This is a genomic window from Flavobacterium marginilacus (assembly GCF_026870155.1).
In the GTDB taxonomy this organism is placed as follows: Bacteria; Bacteroidota; Bacteroidia; order Flavobacteriales; family Flavobacteriaceae; genus Flavobacterium; species Flavobacterium marginilacus.
In genome coordinates, this window is the sequence record NZ_CP113975.1 from 1,798,121 (window position 1) to 1,821,206 (window position 23,086).

At 35.3% G+C, this 23,086-nt stretch carries 11 protein-coding genes; 3 read left to right on the forward strand and 8 right to left on the reverse strand.

Features of this window, described 5'->3' with window-relative positions:
- Nucleotides 1–461: 461 nt before the first annotated feature.
- From OZP07_RS07820 to OZP07_RS07830, 3 genes are all read right to left on the reverse strand, one after another.
- Nucleotides 462–1,823 carry an IS110 family RNA-guided transposase gene (locus tag OZP07_RS07820; protein ID WP_281635814.1) on the reverse strand — a complete coding sequence of 454 codons (1,362 nt, stop codon included), beginning with the start codon at nt 1,821–1,823 and terminating at the stop codon, nt 462–464.
- Nucleotides 1,824–2,484: 661 nt separating this feature from the next.
- Nucleotides 2,485–3,492 carry an IS110 family RNA-guided transposase gene (locus OZP07_RS07825; RefSeq protein ID WP_281635805.1) on the reverse strand — a complete coding sequence of 336 codons (1,008 nt, stop codon included), beginning with the start codon at nt 3,490–3,492 and terminating at the stop codon, nt 2,485–2,487.
- Nucleotides 3,493–3,997: 505 nt separating this feature from the next.
- Nucleotides 3,998–4,360 (reverse strand): hypothetical protein, encoded by a 363-nt coding sequence (locus OZP07_RS07830; protein ID WP_281637879.1) that lies wholly within the window; start codon nt 4,358–4,360, stop codon nt 3,998–4,000.
- 1,432 nt (nt 4,361–5,792) lie between these two features.
- Between OZP07_RS07830 and OZP07_RS07835 the strand changes: the two genes are divergently transcribed.
- Nucleotides 5,793–6,671 (forward strand): esterase-like activity of phytase family protein, encoded by an 879-nt coding sequence (locus OZP07_RS07835; protein WP_281637880.1) that lies wholly within the window; start codon nt 5,793–5,795, stop codon nt 6,669–6,671.
- On the opposite strand, the gene OZP07_RS07840 is transcribed toward OZP07_RS07835, so the two are convergent.
- A complete protein-coding gene (locus OZP07_RS07840) occupies nt 6,654–10,388 on the reverse strand; it encodes a metallophosphoesterase (protein WP_281637881.1) in 3,735 nt (1,244 codons plus the stop codon). The two genes, OZP07_RS07835 and OZP07_RS07840, sit on opposite strands and share 18 nt — an antisense overlap.
- 530 nt (nt 10,389–10,918) lie before the next feature.
- On the opposite strand from OZP07_RS07840, the gene OZP07_RS07845 reads away from it, so the two are divergent.
- A complete protein-coding gene (locus tag OZP07_RS07845; RefSeq protein WP_281637882.1) occupies nt 10,919–12,109 on the forward strand; it encodes a Pycsar system effector family protein in 1,191 nt (396 codons plus the stop codon).
- A gap of 108 nt (nt 12,110–12,217) precedes the next feature.
- Here OZP07_RS07845 and OZP07_RS07850 read toward each other — a convergent pair whose 3' ends face one another.
- The 3 genes from OZP07_RS07850 to OZP07_RS07860 all read right to left on the reverse strand — a co-directional run bounded on the left by OZP07_RS07850 (nt 12,218) and on the right by OZP07_RS07860 (nt 18,736).
- Nucleotides 12,218–14,560 carry a GAF domain-containing protein gene (locus OZP07_RS07850; protein ID WP_281637883.1) on the reverse strand — a complete coding sequence of 781 codons (2,343 nt, stop codon included), beginning with the start codon at nt 14,558–14,560 and terminating at the stop codon, nt 12,218–12,220.
- A gap of 423 nt (nt 14,561–14,983) precedes the next feature.
- A complete protein-coding gene (locus OZP07_RS07855) occupies nt 14,984–16,534 on the reverse strand; it encodes a hypothetical protein (RefSeq protein ID WP_281637884.1) in 1,551 nt (516 codons plus the stop codon).
- A 96-nt stretch (nt 16,535–16,630) separates the two neighbouring features.
- Nucleotides 16,631–18,736: a hypothetical protein gene (locus tag OZP07_RS07860; RefSeq protein WP_281637885.1), complete on the reverse strand. Its 2,106-nt coding sequence runs from the start codon at nt 18,734–18,736 to the stop codon at nt 16,631–16,633.
- A gap of 521 nt (nt 18,737–19,257) precedes the next feature.
- On the opposite strand from OZP07_RS07860, the gene OZP07_RS07865 reads away from it, so the two are divergent.
- On the forward strand, nt 19,258–19,488 hold the full coding sequence (locus OZP07_RS07865) for a hypothetical protein (protein WP_281637886.1): 231 nt from the start codon (nt 19,258–19,260) through the stop codon (nt 19,486–19,488).
- 259 nt (nt 19,489–19,747) lie between these two features.
- Here OZP07_RS07865 and OZP07_RS07870 read toward each other — a convergent pair whose 3' ends face one another.
- On the reverse strand, nt 19,748–22,735 hold the full coding sequence (locus OZP07_RS07870; RefSeq protein ID WP_281637887.1) for a glycoside hydrolase family 2 protein: 2,988 nt from the start codon (nt 22,733–22,735) through the stop codon (nt 19,748–19,750).
- Nucleotides 22,736–23,086 lie beyond the last annotated feature (351 nt).

Genomic DNA, 23,086 nt, shown 5'->3' on the forward strand with positions numbered 1-23,086 from the left:
GGAAGTTCTTTCGGATAAATAAAATATTCTAATCGGGGTTACAAAAAAAATGTACCACCACTGGAGGTATCACACACTTCCCAACCAGGATTACACTCGTGCTATTACGCAACAGTTTACAAATCGGCCTTGCAATGAGCGTAGCTAATTTATGTTTTTTTGATTTTTTATGCAATGGCCGTTAGCTTCGGGAGGTAAGGCAGGCGGACTATGAGGGATTACAGCTAACGTTTCGCGGCTATGCGAAGTGCCTTCTCTTTGCCGCTTCACTAATAATAGCTAAAATAGCCAAATTTTTCAATTTGTACTATTTTATCCAAAAAAAGCGGAAGGCATTTCTCATAGCCGCTGTTGGGAGTAGTTACTGACTTATACACAATCCATATTTTAATCAGTAACGGAGTTGGATAGACTACTCCTGTCTTTTTCTTCTAACTAACGTTTTTGTAAATATCTAAAAACTAAATTGTTACAAAGTTAAAATCATCGACTTTGAATTGATGTTTTTCCATTTGTTTTTGTATTCTTCTTTGTACCGCTAGTTTTCTTTTTTCGTCTAAATATAAGTAATTTTCCGGATTATAGTAGGAGGTGTTTTTTACAATCATATTCCAAATGATTATACCTAATTTTCTTGCTGTTGCGCTTATGGCAGATACTCTTCCTTTTCGAAAATTAATTCGATGAAAAAAGTCTCTCAGAGGTGTTGATTCTTTTAAATTTCCGATGGCATTGGCAGCATTCCTCAGGGCTATTTTCAAGCGGTTACTCCCTTTTGGCACGCGAGAACTGAGTACTTTTCCGCCACTTATTTTATTGTTCGGAGTAAGTCTGAGCCAGCTTGCAAATTGTTTGGCTGTACCGAATTTTTTAATCCCTTCTAACCCCACTTCGCTCATTAATGTAAGTAAGGTTTGATGGCTGAATCCTTCTATCTTTAATAAATCTACTCCTTCGAAGTATTGATAGCCAATGAGGTTTAAATCAATATTTTTAGGTGTATTTTTATTAACTCTTTTATGAACTTTCGGATCCGTGTAATGTTGCTTTTTATTGTTGCTGCTGTCAATCTGGTCTTGAAGTAATTTTTTTATTTCTATATCGCAGTCTTTGATCTGATTTTGCAGATTTTGATACATCTGGTATTCCTGCTTTAGGGCAAATAGATAATCTTTACGGCCGTTGCTTTGGAGTGCTTTTTGCATTTCTGCTTCACTTTTTTTACAGTTTCCGTTTCTCAGGGAGGCTAATTTCTGAGAATCAGTTTCGCCATTACAAATGGCTTCTATCATCTTAAGTCCTGTCAAACCACAAATATCTTTAACAATTATATCCAGACGAAGGTTGAGTAAACGAAGGTATTTTTGCATTTTCTTGCTTGTGTCAGCAGCAACATCAATTAAACCGGCTCTGTGTCGGCAATAAGTTCGGAGTTGTTCAGTTTGTAAATCTGGCAAAAAACTTCCAGATAATAGGCCTATGGAATGTAATTTTTGTATCCATTGGCAGTCTTGTACATCGGTTTTCTTTCCTTTGATGTTTTTGGTAAATTTTCCATTGCACAATATCACTTGAAAACCATCGTTTATCAAAACAGCATATAATGCTTGCCAATAAGTGCCTGTACTTTCCATTGCTACAGTTTGGATGCCATTTCCTTTGAGCCAATCTGATATTGCTTTGAGGTCTTCATTATAAACACCAAACTCTCTTACGTGTTCTTCTTTTTGACCAATAGCTACAAAATGACTCCTGCTTCCGATGTCTATTCCTGCTGCTTGAGGATTGACAATCTCCATCAAAATTTGATTTTGTTCTTTCATTCTGATTCTGAACATTTAAATTAAAAAAATACTCAAAGAGGAAGTTCTTTCGGATAAATAAAATATTCTAATCGGGGTTACAAAAAAAATGTACCACCACTGGAGGTATCACACACTTCCCAACCAGGATTACACTCGTGCTATTACGCAACAGTTTACAAATCGGCCTTGCAATGAGCGTAGCTAATTTATGTTTTTTTGATTTTTTATGCAATGGCCGTTAGCTTCGGGAGGTAAGGCAGGCGGACTATGAGGGATTACAGCTAACGTTTCGCGGCTATGCGAAGTGCCTTCTCTTTGCCGCTTCACTAATAATAGCTAAAATAGCCAAATTTTTCAATTTGTACTATTTTATCCAAAAAAAGCGGAAGGCATTTCTCATAGCCGCTGTTGGGAGTAGTTACTGACTTATACACAATCCATATTTTAATCAGTAACGGAGTTGGATAGACTACTCCTGTCTTTTTCTTTCTACACAATCCAAATCAATGAAACCAATTATTTATTGCGCTTAGCAAGCCTGCTAGGCGAAGTCAATAATAGGGGTTTTTGGGCGCTGTTTTTTTGGGATGTTTAAGTTTTCGAAAGTAAATTCTTGACTTTGTCATTTATTTTCGATAACTTCGCATTCTATGGCAAAATCCAAGTAAAAAATGCTAAATTACGCTGCAAATTTTTTAATGTTGACATAAGGTGTTCCGCGGTTAATGGTTGCAAAAATTCGTCCTAATAGTTTGCATCTTATATTATTTAAAACCAACATTTTTGATTTTCCTTCGGCTACTTTTCGTTCGTAATATTGTTTAAGTTCTGTGTCGTGTTTTTTGCTGTTTAAAGCGCACATATTCAGTAACGATTTTAGTTTTTTATCTGCCAGATGATTGACCTTTGTCCTTCCTTTAATAGAACTGCCCGAACTGTATTCAAATGGAGCCACTCCTGCATAACAAGCCACTTGTCGCCAGTTTTCGAAGGACTGAAACGATTTGGTAACTAAGATAATATACAAGGCAGTTTGTGGTCCAACTCCTGGGATACTTTGGATGAGTTCATTCTGCAATTTGAGCTGCTCATTGGATTGAATGATTTCTTTCATTTTCTGTTCAACTTTTTCGATTGCTTTTTGAAGCTGTTTAACAACTACTTTGTTAATTTTTAAAACATCATCCATAGCTTCTTTGGGGATGTAGCCGATTCCTTCACTGGTACTTCCTATGATACGCAGGGTTTTAAGTAGTTTTTCACGCTCTGTAAAAAGTAATTTAAGTTCCATTAATGATAACTCTGGAAGCTGTGTTAATCGTAGCTTGTGCAAATGTGTTAAGGCATAAAACGCAATATCCTTAGAGTCATTTTTATCAGTTTTCCCTCTGGAGATTCCTTTACTGCGTTTGATTTCAATGGCTGGAATCATCCAATAATCGATCTTGTACTGAGTCAAATAACATCCCAAAGGAAGTGAATAAACACCAGTGTCTTCAAAACTAACCAATACGTTTTCCAAAGCAATTTTCCGGCTGTTTAATTGCTTTACAATCTCTTTAATCCCTTTGACGTCATTGCTTACTAAAAAGTGAAATGTTTTCTTTCCTAATGGTTTTTCAAGAAAAGTAACATCTAATTTTAACTTAGAAACATCAATCCCTACAAAAAATAAATAGTTTTTCATACATTTGATTTTAAGTGAAATAAAAAGTTGAATTTGCTTTAAAGCCTTTATTAGACCCGTCGTCTATCATTCTATTTGAAGCCATTCAACAAAACTCAAGGAGGAGCAGAAGACTAATGCGAGGTATGGATCATGAGTCTGGCCAAGCGCGTAGTTCACTTCTGCTTTCCTTTGAGAAATTTACAAAATTTATGCTTTTACAAAGTAAAGGCCAAGTCTTTTACGTTGTCAAACGTATTGAAAGTGAACTTTCTACGATTCCCAATCGAAAGACTTGAAGCCTAAATGCTTTATCCTTTAAATATCCCAAAAAAATATCCCGAAAATTTATTGTGCAAGAAACTCCGTAGTCTACTGCCAATTACTCCCAACTACTATATAAGCGAAACAAACCTTCGTATATACACCCCTTTTTGGGTAGATTGGCGAATGTTTGGCTTTTCTTAGCTCTTTCCAAATATATTAAAATTTTGTTGTTAGCTGTTTTTTTTCTTACAGTATTTACTTATTTAGGATTCATTTCCCTAAAGGTTTCGAGCTGAATTTCCATCTTCTGGATCAGAGCGTCTTTCTGAGCCAGTTCCTCTTTAAGGCTTTTCTCAAGTTTGGTTTCAAAACGATAGGGCAGGTATTCACCCAATTGGGCAATAAAATTGTGTTTCATGATTATGCTCAGTTTCCATATAATGGCAAACTGCAGGGAGTCTCTTTTGTAATAATCGTTCAATCCGGTTGTTAGTATCTCTAGCGCACGAGCTACATCGGCTTTCTTGATTTTATTCTGGAGAATGTGGTAATGAATAAAATTACCAATTGAGGGATAGGTTTTCCCGAGATCTTTCTTGTATTTGCGGTTATTGGTTGTCATTTTTTCTGTCTTTATCGTTATTGAATTTCTTTTAATGGTGCTAAAACAGGTGTTAATCACTAATACTATTGGTTATAAATACCTTTACTATTAGGGTTAAACACCAATACTATTAGTGTAAATCACCTATTCTATTGGTTTTAATAACCAATACTATTGGTGAAAAACACCTGCTCTATTGGCTTTTAACACCTATTTTATTGGTGCTTAACACCAATAATAGAGGTGTTTAACACCTGTACTGTTATGGTTTAACACCTCTACTATTATGGTTTAACACCTGTTTTTTGTAAATTACGACTATTATGGAGCAGGTTGCTGCAGGTGTTTGGTGCAAAAAAAATGCCCCTTTTGGATATAAAGAGCCAGTATGTATTGTGAGAACAAAACGCATTAGGGCATAGGTGCTGACACTGGTGCTGTGGTTACGGCATATTCATTTTGTAAATTTTAACATCAGGCTAAAACCAGACGCAATTGATTTTATCATAAATAATGATAACCAATACATTAATCATTTATATAATAATTGAACTCAGGCTGCTACAAAAACAATCAAGCTATAAGACTAAAATGTAAGCAGGAAGCCCAAGCCGAATTTCGGTTTGGGCTTTGTTCTTAGATTTAACTATTTATGACTATCTGCAAAGCACACTAAATGTTTTTTTTGCCACAGATTATACAGATTCTCACAGATTTTACATGTATTTTTTAGAAATCGGTGTTAATCTTTATAATTGGTGGCCAATTTTATCGATTTGGTATTAGTCACGGATAGTCATATTTTTTTAAATATAATCTCGCAGAGACGCAAAGACGCAAAGAAAGCAGATTTTGACTTTGCGCCTTCGCGTCTCTGCGAGAGCAAATTAAAGTTAAGAGTTTTTTTGACCTGAGTGAGGTCTAATGTTTATATAAATAATCATGACTATCTGCAAAGCATACTAAATGTTTTTTTTGCCACAGATTACACAGATTCTCACAGATTTTATATGTATTTTTTAGAAATCTGTGTTAATCTTTATAATCTGTAGCTAATTTTATCGATTTGGTATTAGTCACGGATAGTCATATTTTTTTAAATATAATCTCGCAGAGACGCAAAGACGCAAAGAAAGCAGATTTTGACTTTGCGCCTTCGCGTCTCTGCGAGAGCAAATTAAAGTTAAGAGTTTTTTTGACCTCAGTGAGGTCTAATGTTTATATAAATAATCATGACTATTCGCAAAGCACACTAAATGTTTTTTTTGCCACTTATTGCACAGATTTTACATGCATTTTTTAGAAATCGGTGTTAATCTTTATAATCTGTGGCCAATTTTATCGATTTGGTATTAGTCACGGATAAGTCTATAACTATTTATAATAGTTCGTAAACTAATTATAAAAGGTAAAAAAATATGAGTTATTTTTGTGTCTATTCAGGAAATCTATGAAAAATTATATTTCGATTACAGCTGCTTTTATTTTATTGGCATGTCAGAATGGTTCTGAAACGCTGACAAAATTATATAGTTTACCTAAAAAGCTAAAAGAAGTTTCAGGTATTCTTTATTCTGAAAAGGATAAGATGTTCTGGACTTTGGAAGACAGCGGTAATGCCAATAAAATATATGGTTTGAGTGCCCAAGACGGTATTATTCAGAAAAGAATTACCATAGCGGACGCTCCAAATATTGATTGGGAAGACATCACAAAAGATAAGAAAGGAAATTTATATATAGGCGACTTTGGGAACAATGACAATACTCGAAAAGATTTATGTATTTATAAAATAGACAAGACTTCGCTGCAGAAAGAAACTGCTGTTCCGGCCTATAAAGTTTCGTTTTCATATCCGGAACAGAAAGAGTTTCCGCCCAAAAAGACAAAACTGTTTTTTGATGCTGAAGGTTTTTTTGAATACAATGGGAATTTTTATCTTTTTACAAAAAACAGAAGCAGAGGATTTGACGGTACAGTTTTAGTATACAGATTTCCAAACAGAGCAGGGAACCATAAAGCTCTTTTGATGGGAGAATTTAAAACCTGCGGCAATTATAATCACTGTGCTGTTACCAGTGTTGCAATCAGCCCGGATGCTTCCAAAATTGTACTTTTGACTCATGACAAAGTTTTTTTGTTTGAGAATTTTAAGGGCGATAATTTTCTAAAAGGAACTCAGAAATCATTCAAATTAAATCATTTTTCTCAAAAAGAGGCGGTTTGTTTCAAGGATAATAAAACCTTGATTATTGCTGATGAAAAGACAAATAAATTAGGCGGAAATGTCTATGAAGTGTCTCTTGAAAAACTAAAATCCATACCCTAAACCAAAAGCAACTCTTGCTCGGTCATCAGTTCCTTTGAAATAGGTAATCCGTCCGGTAATTACATTGAGACCGTTTATCCATATTCCTCCGCCAACGGACTGATGCCATTTATGGGATTCTTCGCCTTCAAGCCAGACTCTTCCGTAATCATATCCTCCCAGAATTCCGTATGACATTGGTACGATACTTTTTTTAATTTTACCAATATTCCAGCGCAGATCAGTGCTTTGGTAGAAAGAGGCGTTACCCAAAAAGCGTTCGTTTCTAAAACCTCTTAAATCATAATCACCGCCTAAAGCAGCTCCCTGATAAAATTCGAAATTATTATTAAACAGTATTTTTGATTTCAATATTGTTGCCAGAACAAATTCTCCTTTGGGATCAATTTTATGATTGAAATTAAGTTTGGTTTCTAGTGCAGGAAAATTTGTTTTTGTTTCATTCAAATTCATTTTCCAGCTTCCAGCTAGTGAAAAACCAAATCCCATAGTAGGAAGTGAAGGTACATCATAATTCTCAAAACTATATTTAGCGCCAACTCCCGCATACTGCTGATTGTCAAAAACGTTTGGATTTACAGTGCCTGGGATATTAATATACCTGCCGTTAGTGTCTTCGGCTTTTATTTTTTCAAAAAGCGTAATGAAATTGAATTCGCTTCCATAACGTCCTGTTTTTTTTATTGAAGGAGACACTTTTATTGTTCGAAGGCGGACTCTGTTATAGTCCATGCCGTATATATGATCACTGTTTACCGTTTCATTTCCGTATCCAAAATAGTTCACGCTAAAGTTAGGACTCGTAAATTTTGATTCTATTTCGAGATTCCATTTTCCAAAACTTTGAGGAAAAATGCCGTTATAAGCAAGTTCATACCCGCTGCTGGCAAATAAATAATTAGCTCTCAGGGTATGTTTTTGCGTGTACGGATTTTGATTGAATTTGTTGACGGTATAGTTGGCAATAATCCCAAGTTTTACGCCATCATCGGGATTGTAGCCTCCAAATGGAAATCCAGAGAAGGCATTGTATTTAATTTTTTCATAATTATAAAGGTTAAGATCATAATCATCGGTCAAAATAGTTTTGGCTTTAGAATCTAATACATAGGTATTGTCTTTGGATTTAAAATCATATATTTTGAGTTTTTTGCCATTTTCTGCGTTGTACGAATCGTGGTTTTGTCCGCCGATTAACCGGATTTTGATATCAGATTTTGAAGGGCCTTTTACTTCAAATAAATCATCATCGTCTAAGCCGTAAATCCAGATATTTTTGGTTTTCGCGGCATTGAAACTTTTTTCATACTGCAGTTCATCATTTTGGTTTTTTACTCTGTAAACTGCAATTTCAGTGTTGTTTTTTGAAGTGTGGGTAATTATAAATTTATCTTTTTTATCTGTACCGACAATCAATACCGTTTTCTGCAGTACTCTGTAATACTCTTTTGCATAATCCTGCAGTTTCGTTTTTCTTATTCTTAATTTGCGTTTAATATCTTCAATCGTTTCGTCTTGAACTTCTTTTGGCAAAGCGGTAAAAGCGTTATTTATATCCTCATCCGTGAGGTGTTCCTGAATGTATTTGGCCTGCGTAATCCATTCCTTTTCATCGGCAGTTTTTAGTAAAGCAATATCCTGCGGATAGGGTTCACGATTGAGCCATTTTACATTTTTAATATCTTCCTTAAAGCTTTGCTGATGGCGGAGTGCCGGCATATTCATCAGTAATGAAAGCAGTGTTCCGTCATATTTTGTAAAGGCTTGATCCCGGTCTCTTGGAATAGGTTTATAAATGATTTTTCCGTTCTCTTTGTATTCTCCCCATCGCCATTGATCGCTGTGTCTGTCCCAGTCTCCAATGAGCATATCGAATAATCTTGCTTTGATATATTCGGGTTCGTCAATCGTATATTTTTCATCCTTGTGCATGTTTTTCATAACATCATCAGTACTGATGATATCTAATGGATTTTTTAAACTTTTTGCCTCCTTTTGACTGCCGGATAACTGCTCTTCAACCAAGTATAATTCATTTCCGAAATTATAATTAAAGCTTTTTAGCGCTGTTTCTTTTGGAATATAATACAAATGAGGATTGGTGTGCGCGACACCAATTTTGTCGGCCATATTTCCTACTGCAAGGGGTGTGTAGGGGTGCGAAGTGGTGTAAAAATCAAATAAAAAATCTTCGGCATAGGTGTCATCAAATTGGTTTAAAATAAACTGGTCTTTGAACACCACAGACTGCAGAAAACGGGAAGTACTTTTCTTTAAGGCACGCATTACGTACTCTTTCCCGCTGGCATCAGCTAGGCGTAATGATTTTGACTGGTGTCCGCCGCCTTCTCTGATAGGTTTTACTCCTCCAAAAAGTGTGTCCAATACTGCTGTTTTTGCTATAATGGGCATACTGTAATAGCTGCGGTAATGCTGGCCAAAAAGGAATTTATGAAAAATACTTTTTTGGGTCATTTCTTTAGAATAAATGGAGGTTTGGGTTGTTTGGGCAAAATGATTCGGCAGATTTTTTGGCGTAATTGTATCTTTTGATTTTATAATAGTCTGTTCAAAAAGCAGTTTTTCCTTTTGGTTTTCATTACCATAAAAGGCAGCTTTTGTTTGTCCGTTTTTATATATGGTCAATGTGGCATATCCATTTCCGCCGTATGAAAAATCATTTGGATTTACAGCCTTAGCCGATTCCGATTTTGAACCCGCACCGCTTATAATCTGCTTAATGTCGTTTTTGGCCAGGTATTGTAAATTATGATCATGACCCGAAACCACAATGACATTTCTCTGATTCTGCAGAAGTGTTTTTATCCGTTTTGTAAAATTGAGATATACTTTATTTTGAATATCCTGCGGGCTGATTCCCGATGTTTTCCGAATTAAATTTATTATTGAGCCAATAACTGGCAGCGGAATTTTTTGTTCCAAAGGGAAAAGTTCTTTTTCTATCGAATACTGTCCGCCGTGGGAACCGCTGGTCATTAATGGATGATGCATCGCAAGGATTACCGTTTTGTCTTGATTTTTATTTAATAGACTTGCCAGTTCTTCAAAAAAAGCTTCGCGGGTTTTAATCGTGCAGTTGTCATTCATTGCAGGGTATGAATCCCAATCTTCCAAAAACCATTGGCTGTCGATAGTTATCAGCGTAATATCTGAAGTGATTTTTAGTTCGTCCAGACCGCAATTTTGCTGAGGCATAAACGACTTTTTATCATTCAGATAATTGGTTACAAATTTTGCCTGCCGTTCTAAACCTTTTATACCGCTGTACCAGTCGTGATTTCCGGGGATAAAAATAGTTTTCCCTTTAAAGTTTTTAGCCAGCTTCAATTGATTTATAAGTTTAGTTTTGGCTAAATCCTGTTCTGCTGAAGTACCGGAATTTGGAAAACCTTTTGGATAAATATTATCACCAAGAAACAGCAGTGTACTTTTTTTATCAGATTGTTCTAGTCTGTTCTGAAGCAGTGCAAGTGTTTTTTGTGCTTTATCTTCATCAGCATTTCCTGCATCTCCAATCAGATAAAAAGTGTGGGCAGTTTTTGAGGAATCGGTTTCCTCTTGTGAGACAGCTGTGTCGATATCTTTGCCATATTGAGGATGATGTGTCGCACAAGATTGGAATATCAGTAATAAAATAAGAAGTCCAAAAAGCGCTGTCATTCTTTTAATGAATGAATTTTTAAAAAACAATCCCATGATTTTATGGTTTTATAATAACTTTTCTGTGATACAGAGTAAAAGTACTTAAAGGAAATTGATTAACACGGCATTCACATTAAAAAAAAGATAAACACGAATTTCACCAATTAACACTAATTCTTATCAAAATTGAAATCAAATTTTACAACTTTTTACATTTTCGAATATTTTGTGTAATTAAACAGCAATCTTAATTCGTGCAGATTAGTGTAATTCGTGTCAGAAACTTTTAAAAGCGAATGCCTTGATTAATTAATAGTTTTAACCTTCCATAAAATGTTTCGAAAATAGAACTTTTCAAACATTTTAGAAAAGTTTTATAATCCGGCTGGTAAAAAGGACCGGTTTTATAGACTTTAAATGAGTGAATTGATAATCAAATGGCTAAAAATGTATAGCACGGTTTTTATTCTTTGGTTAAAAATGATTATCAGAAAACAATTTCATAATTTAGACGTTTAAAATCATGGCAGACGAATTGTTTAGAAAACAGTTCCTAATGTTTGCCTTAAGATAAAAATCAAAGTATGACTCTTGTAAATGAAGTTCAGGATTTTGTTTCCAATTTAATCAAAGAAAAACTCTCTGATTTATACAGCTATCACAATATGGATCATACGCTTGAGGTAGTTCGGGCTGTTGAAATTTTATGTGATGAAGAAAAAGTAAATCCATCAGATAAGAAAATTCTACTGATAGCCGCCTGGTTTCATGATACGGGATATGTTGACAGTTTTAATGATCACGAAGAGTTCAGCACAAAAATAGCAGCTCAGTTTTTGAGTGAAAAAGGAAAATCTGAAGCATATATTACGGCTGTTAACAGGTTAATTAGAGCTACTGTCAAAGACTATATTCCACAGTCGAATTTAGAAAAAATCATTAAAGACGCCGATTATCACCATATTTTAAATGACAGTTATGTTGTTAATTGTGAATGTCTAAGGAAAGAGTGGCAAAACATTGACGGAAAATCAATGACGGATATAGAATGGGCTAAGGGAAATGAATTTTTTCTGACAGCGATGCATAAATTTTATACTCCGTATGCTGTCGAACATTGGCAGCCTTTGAAAGAAAAAAACATAAAACGGCTTCAGAAAAAAATAAAAAAAATGGATGCAGAATTTAAAAAAGAGAATAAAAAAAAAGGTAAAGAAGACAAAATAGACAAACCAGATAAACCAGATCGCGGTATCGATACTTTATTTAGAGTTACTTTAGGGAATCATACCCGTTTGAGCGGTATTGCAGACAGCAAAGCCAATATTTTACTTTCGGTAAATGCAATTATTATTTCGATTGCACTTTCTACATTGATTCCAAAACTGGATAGTCCGAAAAATGCGCACTTAGTAGTTCCTACTTTTATTATGCTGCTATCAAGTGTAATTACTATTATTTTTGCGATACTTTCTACAAGGCCAAAAGTTACCAAAGGAGTTTTTACCCAAAAAGACATTGAGGACAGAAATACAAATCTTCTGTTTTTTGGAAATTTTTATAAAATGCCTTTAAAAGATTATCAATGGGCTATGAATGAAATGATGAAAGACCGGGAATATCTCTATAATTCATTGATTAAGGATTTGTATTTTTTGGGAATCGTATTGGAAAAAAAATACCGTTTACTGCGGATTGCCTACAATATTTTTATGATTGGATTAGTACTGTCAGTAATTGCTTTTGTTATTGCTTTCAAAACAATTGGAGGCTGATGTTTTTTTCTTTTAGAGGATTACAAAATGCTAATCTTTTTTATAGAATGTTACTTTTTAAATCTTTGTATTTTAAATTTTTTAATTCTGTCAGTTTACTAAATCTTGTTAGGTATTGTCTTTTGCGTAATTTGTAAAATTAGTATTGATGACTTTTACGCGGATAGCTCTCAGCCCTGACACACCCTGAAGTTCTTCGACTTCAAATTGTTCAATTGCGGGTTCCAGTATTTTTTTGAACTGCAGGTATTTGATGTATTTTAAATATTCGTTTTGTTCGGAATTATGAGAATATACGATAGTGATTTTTTCCTTTTGCGTAATTCTTTCTTTGCTGCCTTTTATGGTTGCTTTATCAATGCGTTTTTTGACTACTTCGTATCGTGCATTGTATGTGCCATCGACATCAAAACGTTTTTCATCCATTCTGAAACGAATAGAAATAGGGGAGCTGAATGCTAAAATCAGTGAAGTCACATCCAGTTCATAAGGCAGAGTAGCTTTGAGCTGATGATGTTCCAATTCCATTTCGCACAATGTCTGCAGCTGCCATAATCTCAAATTATTTAAATACAGATTATCAAATGGTTTTGAGGGTGCAATAGAAGCACCAATGTAGAGGTTGTGCTCTACACCATCGGTTTTAAAACGCTCATAATAATGCGGATAAATCAGTTGCGCTTCCGTTTGTTTTTGGTCCAAAATAACGGCTAGTTTTTTATTGATAACAGACATGGTATTATCAAACTTTTTTCTAGCCTGATAGAACATTCCTGTTTTTTCGTCCAGACTTTCAAAATAGTTTTGTTTTATGGTTTCATGCTCTAGATCCATTGTTGTGTTTTTCAGGATAGGATGAATTTCGGCTTCGATATAATTCTGAATTTGCTGTTCGGTATCTGCTTTTAGAGATGAATCGAGTTCAGAATTAAATGATTTTAATTCAAATATCCGCTGTTCCAGCAGAACAAAACTATCATTTGATTTTTGGCTTTCAAAAAGATTTATAAGTGTGCTTAACTGATTTTTTAAATCCTCTTTGACCGTTTTATTGCGGTGTTCCGAGGAACCTTTTATATCAATTTGACCATACAGAGGATAGACTTCCTTGAAAATGATTTCTTTAAAAATATAATCTTTGGCAGGGGAGCTGGACTGAAAATATTTCAGGGCTTCCCGCTTAAATTTCCAGTAAACACTGGAGTGAATGGCTGTATATTCTCTTTGAATAATAGCTTCAATCTGGTTTTCCTTATCGATTTTATAACTCTCTAGATTATCAACGAGATAAGGCAGAAATAAATCTAAATTTATTGCATTGATGCTGTTTAAAGCACTCGGTTTTGAAGAAACTAATTCTATAATGCCAAGAATACTATCGTCTTTTATGACTAATGCAAAAATGCAGCTTTGTATGCCCTGCTGCAGCAAATGCTGTCCTAGTTTTTCATTTCCTGCAATTTTTGAAAATTGTTCGACATCAGAGATTATAATATTTTTTTTGTCTTCCAGAATAGTTTTAAAACAATGACCATAAATACCATTTCTACAATCCATTTCTTCTATATCATTCAAGATATAGCTTTTGATCATTTTATCATTATACGGAGGAATTGTAAATCTTTCTTCTTCCTCATCATATAGGATAAATCCAATTCTTAAATCAGGAATTTTAAAAATGGATTTGAATATAGATTCAAAACTAATGTCTGAAGCCGTTTGCGCTGCTTTAGTTCTTAAAAGATTGCTTTTTAAATTTGACACGGCACTTTCGCGGGTTACGTCAAAAAGGCTTACTATCCCAAAACCCTTTAAAATCCAGCTTTCGCGTGGAAATTTTTCTTTCCAAAGCTCAATCTTATCATAATTATTCATCAGCAGATTGATATCTTCCGGACTGATTTTTGGTGCATTTTGTGTTGGAATAATTTCAAGAAAATCGGCATTGTATAAAATGCGGTAATGGTATATGACACCATTTGCATTTGGAATATCATAAAACAAAGGTTTGTTGAAATCAAAATTCTGACCGTAAAATGCATTTAAAATCAGAATGCAGTTAAGAATATAAAATTGATCCTCTTCAAAATCTCGAATTTCCATGTCAAATGTCATTCCTGCATCTTGGAGGATTTTTTTGAACCTTTTGGTATAATTAAAAGTTACATTTTGAAATGGAATAGAAACAGCTTTAATTTCATTATTTGTTAACGCAGTAGGGAAGAGATCGGCAAGTAAATTATGGATTAATTCTTCGTGTTTTTTTATAAAGTTTAAATCAGTAATTCCTTCTCTGAATTCTGGATAAGGAGCTGTTTCTTTTAGTAAGGCTTTGGCATAATTAGAGCGGTAATCTATATTTGATACAGCAATTTCTTCTAAATTTTCTATCAGTTTATGAAATGAAATCAGTGTTTTAAACGGGCTTTTTGTAAATTCGGTATAATTCATAAAACGAATTGAAGTTGGCAGTTGTATTAAGTGTGTTGTAATTATCTGATTATGAGTTTTGTATAATGTGTTTTTTAGAAAGCATACTGCTTAAATAATTACAGTTTAAATTTAGTGATTTATTTGCCAGATGTGACAGCGTGTAACAATTTATCTAAATTGTTTAAAAAAAATAGAACTGTTCACAAATAATACCATGTGTTTTTTTCGCCGCTGATTATACAGATTCTCACAGATTTCATTACTATTTTTTTTTTAAAATCTGCGTAAATCTTTTTAACCTGTGACTAATTCTATCTGTTTGGTATTAGTTAAGGATAGTTATAAAAAAATAATTTGCAATTGAAAATTTTAAGGGAGAGCATAAAAAAAGGCAGGCCTAATTTTGAGACTGCCTTTTAGCCGTAATGCTGTTTTGTTCAGTTATTTTTTAATTCCTTTATTCTTTTGATAGGAAACAGGATATTTAGCGAAAGATATAGCAAAGCTAAAATCACCAAACTTAGAATTATTTACAGAATCCTTTGGGTAAGGTGCTATTGTGCTGTATATATGACAGTTAAAACAGGTGTTGGTTGACTGTACATAGGTTTCCATTGTTGAATTGGCAACAATAGATACACCGCTAAGCATTGACGAAGTATTTATATTCCTTGGTGATTGAATAGGCACTGTTGGATCAGGCTGTACCGTTATAGACCATATAACATCTACTAATTCATAATACTGCCAGACTGAATTAGGATAGAATTTTTGAATTTTTTGCTGCATCAGTTTATTAATTGGAGCAGCATACTTTTGGTCAATACTGTTTATCCTAGTACTTTGTGTGGCTACAGGACCTGCTTGATTTAAATAATACGGAGGCGGAGTATTAGGAACACATTTAACAACTGCTGTAGAATCTCCATGAGAGGTTTTAACAGTTACCTGCCTGTTGGTACATTTTGCATTGTAAAAATTATAGCCATATTGAGAAGGTGCAGGAGCGTTAAGATCACTTTGATCAGGTGTATTGTCTATCTGTTCAAATGTTGCCCATACCCATGTAGGCTGGTTTTGTGTTTTATGCAGTATGTGCAGTCCTACAAGTGCTACAACAGTATTTCTTAGTTTTTTTGTGATTGGGTCTAATACCGTTGCTTTAGAAAGTTTATATCTTGTCCATTTTGGTGACTGCGGATCAGGGACTTCGAGCCACGTCGCTTTTAATTCAATTGCACCAACAATTCCTTTATATTCCCCTTGCGGGAAATTAATGGGCTGGTTCAATTGTACTGTGTCATGCTGCACCTGAGCATTATAGAATCCTTTTTTTACAATAAAATCATAGTAGTCTTTATTCAGCATAATTTCATACCATACATTGGTATTGTTTTGTGCACCAAGCCAGCTTGGTTTATTAAATGGCGCAGCCTGATTGGGACTGAAACTTACTTCTGAACCGTTTTTTTCAATTTTGCTGACAAACGTCAATAGTTTGGTTTGTGTTTTTTTCATCAGCAGTTTTTGTGATTTAAACAGGCTGCTGTATTCGTCAGAAACTAAAGTTCCCCAAACAGGCGGTTTTGAACCGTCATCAGGAAACAGTACTTCTCTTGGCATATAGGTTTCCCATTGGACAAAGGAATAATCATTTGGCGTACCAAAAGAAGAAGACGGGTTTGTAGGCCAATTTAAAGCAATAAATTCCTGCCATGCAAAACAGTCAGCTAATGTCTGATTAAACAGCTGCAGATCGCCCGGCACTTCATTATTGAAAGTTATCGGAAGCTTAAAACTTGTTGAATCAGCTGCATAGCAGCTGCAGGTATTAGCATTAGAATCAGTATCAGAATATATATAATCAGGAGGAATAGAACTATATGGCGATATTGATTTTTCATATACCAATCCTGTTGCTATAGCTGCAAGCGGAATCATGGCAAATGAAATCCAAAGTTTTTTTTTTGAAAAAGTAGTTTTTTTATTCATTGTTTTGTTTTTGTGTTTAAAAAAATAAGGAAAGCATATGGCATGAAGCAGGTTCGCTGCCATAATACCTTCCCCATAATATTGAAAAAGAGTGGTTTATTGTCCAATTGTTACAGTAACTGATATACTACCGATGTTATCAGCAAAACCCACCCCGTAAATTCCATCTAAATCATCATTAATACATAACTGCAGTTCACCCTGAACGTTATTTGGTACAGTTGCGCCCATACCAACAAAAAATACAGTACCGCTTACTTGTCCTATCAGTGCACCTTCATTTTGGCCAGGCATTGTGTAACCTGGTTTCGCTGTTATGTATGAAGGGTTTCCGGCTGCGTTGTAAAGCCGTCCGCCGTTATCATTTGGATTTGCTGTCCAAAGACCGTTTTGATAAGCAATATTCACCGGGATGCCAGGGGTTACCATTACTCCTGTATTCTGCCATTTTACATTGGCTTGTATAGTTGTAGGAGCAACGGTTAATAATGCAGGCATTGCTGTGCTTTGGCTTTGTCCGGAATTGGTAATATAAATTCCGTGAGGACCTGCAGCAGTGTTTAGTCCCACATTTACTGTGATAAATAATGCGGTATAACTGCCCGGCATACTGTTTCCCGGTACTGCATAGTTAATGCCGGTTTGGACAGAATTAACCACAGCAGTAATATTAGCATCATCAAAAGTTACCTTTGGGTAAGTAGAAGAATCGCCGGGCACTGCGGTACAGGTATCACTAATTAAAACCATGTTTACTCCATTTGCCGATTTAAACAGTGTTGGCGGAATAAATGTACTGTTACTTAATAATGAAATGGGATGATTTACCGGATTTGGAACCATAGTGCTGTACATGGCATTAAAATAATCTGCATAAAACAGCTGTAATGGCTGTGCAAATGCAGGATCTTTTGAGCCTACAGCGTCATATCCTATCGGCTGTGTTGAGGTGGCATACGCGCTGGCAACAATCTGCATTTGGAAAGTTGATGCTATCTGTGACCCCCATTGTATCGGCTGGCCGTTTATTTTTATATCACTAACGGTATAATTTTTATCTGCAGGCACTTCAAATACTGCATGCAGAATAAAGTTCCCCGGCATCGGATTGCCGTATTGGTCATTTAATGTTTTAGAACCGCGTACAATTTTCCAAAAAGCTGATGCATCAGTTCCATCTGGAGTTTTATAATTAGTAAAGTCAGGCATTTGTATGTACAGTCCCGGAGGATCGGCCAGTGTAGCAACCTGAGGTACATTTGCAGTAAGAATACCATTTACAAGATTGTTTACATTTCCGCCAATTGTAGGGTCGCTGTTGCGGTTTTTTTGCCCGTATTGTGCATCGCATAATAAATTGTTATAAAGCCTTTGAGGCCAAACAGTATTTCCAGTAGTGCCAGACGGATTATTGCGCTGAACGGTTGCAGCAGTTGCCAGCCCAATCTCTGTTTGTAAAGTATTGGGTGTACTGGTTAAATGTATCGCACCTCCAGTAGTTTCAGAAGAAACAGTACCGCTGTTCCATTTGTTCAGCGGATTATATACTGGTCCTCCAGTAATTGGATTAACCGCACCAGACAGACTTAGATCTGCAAGCGTAATTTGCGGTTTGTTCAATACGGATTGATAAAGGGACACCACTTTATTAGGATCAACAAGCCAGAGGCTGTTCCAGTATTCTGGATTTTCACAGGTAAAATCAATGCGGGTAATCTGGTTTTTTGAGTTTCTTGTTACAGCCCATTCGCAATATTCATCCTGCCAGCCTCTGGGACCATATGGAAAATATGGAATAGTTTGAGTAGGAGTACCGCATGGATTATTATTAATGAGACTCGGCATATTGCCAGTATCGGCCATTTCGTTTAACTGATCTTGATTTGCGTTGGGAAAATTATAGTGCAGTCTTCCTGGAAAAGCAAACCATAAAACTGGGTAAGTACTGCTTTTTGGATTATTCTGTATAGGATTGTAATAATTTGTAACACTAGGAGTATTGGTAGAATTCCAAGGATTGCTTAACATTCCCTGTTGTGTAAATTCATCTAGATTTGAACTCCATAATGAATTCATAGCCGTCTGCTTAGCTGGATCATTCGGAAAATCTTGAATTCCAGCTGGCGTTCTGAATGTAAAACTGCCGCTAGTATTATTCAATACAGCGACATCATCCAGTTCGTTTGTGTTTTGTAATTCCATAATGTTAGTTTTTTGTGATTTAAGGGGTTTAAAAAAATTGCAATTAAATTTTTGAAAAAAAATGCTGTCCGAGTCAAATACCCAGACAGTAAGTACCCCTGAACTGGAAATACTTTTGGCTGTAAAAAATAAGCCTGTTTATTAATGGCTTTTTTTAACTTTTCGAAGCATAGTGTTTGGGGATTGCCTACATTTCGAATGACACATAAACTTTTATACATCTTATTTATAGCTTAAAATTACTTTAGATACCAAATTAATTCTTAAAAATTGGCATAAGAAGAAGATTACATGTCATGAAGCGATGTATTAGGGTATGGAAATGTTTATCTGATATTTTTGTCTTTAATATGTTGAATTTTAGATTTTTAGATTTTAATAAATTAAGGGTTAATAGGTATGATTTTAATAAAAACTTTTGATGTGCGTTAACTGAAAATATTGATGCTTATTACATTTATTGTATAAATAACAGCACTGCTGAAAATGTAATTTTATTGAACAGTTTAAAATGTTTTGCTGTGAAAAAATACTTATTATTAGGTGATGGATTGTGTTTGATTGGATTGTTGTTTTCCTGTGCACAAAATCCATTTACAGGAAAAAAGAGTTTGAATTTTGTGTCCAGCAGCCAATTATTTCCATCTTCATTTATGCCGTATGAAACATTTCTAAAAGAAAATAAAGTTCAGGATGCGCCGCGTGTTGAAAATGTCGGAATGAAAATAAAGTCAGCTGCAGAGCGTTGGTAAAAACTAACTGATATTCAGAATATTTAAATGGTTATCAGTGGAAATACAAACTGGCAGAAAATAAAGAAGTGAATGCAGTATGTTTTTTTTTGTAAAAAGAGCTGTATGACGAGAGTCCGCTGATTTAATAATTTTGATTGTTTTTATGGCTAAAGAATACAGTTGTGCTAATGTCCAAAGTCATTTTCCGCATGATTAAAAATAAAAAGAGGGACTGAAAAGTCCCTCTTAAAAATAAATCCCAGTATTAAAAATTGGACTATAATATCGGTTCGTAAAACTCTACTTCAACAATTGGTAGTTCTCCATTTGATTTTTGTTCTGGTTTTAATCCTGCTGCATCTACTTTTCCGGTAATTTCAACTAGATTTATTTCGCTGCTATTTTCAGCAGATGCAGACAATTCAATTTTAACTTTTTTCCCAAAAACAGGCTTACAGTCCAAAGTCACATATCCCAAACTAGTAGGCGTTACTCCGTTGAAAATTTCTTTGCCGTCTACGAAAATGCGTAAAGGATATTTTTTGCTTCTCCAGCCAGCGAGCTTTAATACCACTTGGTTTATTTGGGCTTCACGTTCCAATTCATATTCAATGACCGGGCTGGCATCTTTAGTGTTTGACCATTGCGTTAATTCATCATCATCATAACTTTTGACTGCGTCAGATTCATTTGAGGAAGTTTTTGCCGAAATAATTCGGATCGGTGTTCGTGACACTTTAAACGATGGTGTCTGCGGAGTAGGTCCTTTTTTCAGATAAGAAGGCAGTTTATTACTCGGCATAACTGTTGTTAGTTTACCATTTTCAGCAGCAATTGTTTTAATTATCAGCTCCGCTGATTTTAAATCTTTAGAGATTGCTTTTATTTTAATTTCACCTTGTTTTTCTCCAGCTCTGAGCATTATGCGGTTAACGCCGCATTCTACAGGAATACTTTTTGAACCAATATAATTATCTGGTCCCTGAGCAATTCCTCCCACAAAAGTACCCTGTCCCTGAACATCAAAATCAATCATATTCAGTGCCGTGGGGCATCTGCTGCCATTGGCATCTACAACTTCTACCTGTACAAGTACAATATCACTTCCGTCAGCCAGTGTGCCTCCGGGTCTTTGGATACTGCTTAGTTTTACAGTAGCAGGTTTTCCCGCAGTCTTAATCTGGGTTTCGCATATTTTTTTATTAGCAGTGTTATATCCAACAGCAGTAATACTTCCAGGCTCAAACTTTACATTTTCAAAGCTGAATAAAAATCTTTTAGACTGTGTGCCTCTGCCAAGACTTTTACCGTTGATAAATAATTCTACAGCATCTGCAGTTGATACTACGGTTACTTTTTTTGTAACAGCGCTGTCATAATTCCAGTGTCCTATAATGTGAATATCTGGATTTTCAATATCGACCCATCCATTCCAGATAACCTGATGTGCAAAAAAGCCTTCCTTTGGTATTCTCATAGGGTCAACTTCACCGCTTCTTCTGTAATTTTCGGCTCCTCTAAAGTGAGTATTGCTGTCTGAAAAAATTATATTTACCCCTCCCGAACTCACTCTTGTTCCCGTTCCCGGACGTTCAGTATAGTAGTCATACCAGCGTGTTACATCTTCTATGGCATGAGCATCCTGATTGTGGTTGTAAGAGCTGGCATCAGTAATTTTACTTCCGTTTACATTGGTATGATTTGTGCCGCCGGTTCCTTCTTTATGAAATGGAGTAGTGAGTTCGTCCCAATATTTACGAAGACCTTCGTCTCTGCTGTATTCTGTAGCCCAAAAAGGAAGTCTCGCACTTTTATTGATGTACAGCATTTCGCCACCGTATTCAGCGATTTTGCTGTCCAGCATTTCACGGCTTCCTATCGCACGGCCGCCAAAAGGATCGTACATATTTTTAATGGCTTTCATTTCTGCCATATGTTCCTCGGAAATGCTTTCATTTCCTGATTCGTAAAATAAAATACTAGGGTTGTTGCGGTTATAAATGATTGCATCGCGCATTAACTCTGTGCGCTGTTCCCATCTGCGTCCGGTAACATCTTTTTCGGAATCACCGGCAGGCATTGCCTGAATGAGTCCAACTCTGTCACAAGACTCTACATCCTGTTTCCAAGGGGTAATGTGCATCCAGCGTACTAAATTTCCATTGCTTTCAATCATCTGGCTGTTACTGTAATCACTCATCCATGCAGGTACAGACATACCCAGAGACGGCCATTCGTTACTCGTTCGCTGTGCATAGCCATGCATCATAATAACGCGGTCGTTCAGCCAGATCATGCCTTTCTCGAATTTCGTTTTACGGAATCCAGTGCGTATCGTAGTTTTATCAGCTATTTTATTATTGACTATTAATTCGCTCCGAACATTATATAAGTAGCCGTATCCCCAGCTCCAAAAATTTAAATTATTTACTATTTTTGATGCTTTTAAATCGATTTCTTTTCCAGGCTGTACAATGGCAGGTGCACCTGTGAATGCTGCAACTGTTTTACCGTCCATGTCTTGGATAGTCAATTTTAGATGAGCATTGACTGCATCAGGGCTTTCATTTTTTACTTGTGAAGAAACATTTATTAGAGCTTTTTTATTCGGAATATCAAAATCTGAAGCATAGACATACGTTCCGGTTGTTCCTAGTGTTGAAAATAATGGAAGAGTCTGGTATACATTTGATTTTATGTGCAGATATACATTTTTGGAAATTCCGCCATAGTTTGCATTGAAGTTTTTATCATTCCATTGAAATCCTGAACCTGTCGCTTTCTCTTTGTATTTCCAGTCATTGTCGGTTTTAACGGCTATTATGTTGTTCATTGGAAATGGATTTAAAAATGACGTGATATCAAAACCAAAAGCCATTGCTCCATTTTCATGTCTTCCTATGAATTTTCCATTTACATAGATTTCTCCCATTTGTCTAACACCTTCAAATTCGATGAAGATTTTTTTGCTTTTTGCTTCGGCTGGGAGCTGAAATGTTTTGCGGTACCAGGCAATATCTGTAGAGAGGTTTGCAATATCAAGTTTAAATGCTTCAGCTTGATTCCATGCATACGGAAGATTCACTTTTGTCCAGTCAGCGTCACTGAAATCTGTATTTTTTGCTTGTTCAGCATCGCCTCTCTGGAGTCTCCAGTCATAATTAAAATTATATTTGACTCCATCTAAATTTTGCTTCTGTGCAAAAACTCCACAAGTGAGGAGCAGTAATAAACTGTAAACGTAATAAGATAACTTGCTATTCATTTTTGGTTTTAAAATAAGTTATTAATAGTGGAAAATTTCAGCTTGGTAAAGGGCTGAAGCTTTAGCAAATTTAGATGTAAGACCTTATTTTCTGCTATCAGTTACTGCCAATTTATATCATATACTGCCAAATGAACAGAGTGCTGGGGAGTTTTGTTCTGTTTTAATGTTTTGATATATAGTTAGTTGTTTGTTTTTTATTTTATGACTATCCTTAACTAATACCAAACAGATTGAATCAGCCACAGATTAAAAAGATTTACACAGATTTTTTTAAAAACAGTACTGAAATCTGTGAGAATCTATGTAATCAGTGGTAAAAAAAATACATGGTATTATTTGCAGACAGTC

Excerpts from the sequence above, each read along its gene's own strand:
- OZP07_RS07820 (WP_281635814.1), bottom strand. The coding sequence starts at position 1,823 with ATGAAAGAACAAAATCAAATTTTGATGGAGATTGTCAATCCTCAAGCA.
- OZP07_RS07825 (WP_281635805.1), bottom strand. The coding sequence starts at position 3,492 with ATGAAAAACTATTTATTTTTTGTAGGGATTGATGTTTCTAAGTTAAAA.
- OZP07_RS07830 (WP_281637879.1), bottom strand. The coding sequence starts at position 4,360 with ATGACAACCAATAACCGCAAATACAAGAAAGATCTCGGGAAAACCTAT.
- OZP07_RS07835 (WP_281637880.1), top strand. The coding sequence starts at position 5,793 with ATGAAAAATTATATTTCGATTACAGCTGCTTTTATTTTATTGGCATGT.
- OZP07_RS07840 (WP_281637881.1), bottom strand. The coding sequence starts at position 10,388 with ATGGGATTGTTTTTTAAAAATTCATTCATTAAAAGAATGACAGCGCTT.
- OZP07_RS07845 (WP_281637882.1), top strand. The coding sequence starts at position 10,919 with ATGACTCTTGTAAATGAAGTTCAGGATTTTGTTTCCAATTTAATCAAA.
- OZP07_RS07850 (WP_281637883.1), bottom strand. The coding sequence starts at position 14,560 with ATGAATTATACCGAATTTACAAAAAGCCCGTTTAAAACACTGATTTCA.
- OZP07_RS07855 (WP_281637884.1), bottom strand. The coding sequence starts at position 16,534 with ATGAATAAAAAAACTACTTTTTCAAAAAAAAAACTTTGGATTTCATTT.
- OZP07_RS07860 (WP_281637885.1), bottom strand. The coding sequence starts at position 18,736 with ATGGAATTACAAAACACAAACGAACTGGATGATGTCGCTGTATTGAAT.
- OZP07_RS07870 (WP_281637887.1), bottom strand. The coding sequence starts at position 22,735 with ATGAATAGCAAGTTATCTTATTACGTTTACAGTTTATTACTGCTCCTC.